At 66.1% G+C, this 540-nt stretch carries 1 protein-coding gene; it reads right to left on the bottom strand.

The window, feature by feature from the left end:
• The coding region (nadA, locus tag IEV86_RS17670; RefSeq protein ID WP_188484855.1) for a quinolinate synthase NadA at positions 1 to 540 on the bottom strand (540 nt) is incomplete at both ends.

Here is a 540-nt window from a genome sequence, read left to right on the forward strand (position 1 = left end):
GGCGGCCAGCCGCTGGACCAGGTTGATCTCGGTGCCGATGGCGAACGTCGTCGGTTCGGTCGCCTGTTCGATGGCCTTCGTGATGTACGCGGTCGATCCGGCCTCATCGGCGGCCTCGACGGTCTCACGCGGGCATTCGGGGTGAACGATCACGCGCACGTCCGGGTGCTCAGTGCGGGCCTTGTCGATCTGGGCGGGGGTGAAGCGTTTGTGCACGGAGCAGAATCCCTGCCACAAGATGACCCGAGCCTCACGCAGCGTCTGCTCGTCGTTGTTGCCCATTGGCCTGGCGGGGTTCCACAGCGGCATCTCGTCGAGACCGATGCCCATGTTCACCGCGGTGTTGCGGCCCAGGTGCTGATCGGGGAAGAACAGGACCCGCTGCCCGCGTTCGAACGCCCATTCCAGAACCACCTCGGCGTTCGACGAGGTGCACACGATTCCGCCGTTGCGGCCGCAGAAGCCCTTGATCGCGGCCGAGGAGTTCATGTAGGTGACGGGGATGACCGGGACGCGACCGTCGGCATCGGCTTCGGTGCC

The organism is Cellulomonas carbonis (assembly GCF_014636275.1).
Taxonomy (GTDB): Bacteria; Actinomycetota; Actinomycetes; order Actinomycetales; family Cellulomonadaceae; genus Actinotalea; species Actinotalea carbonis.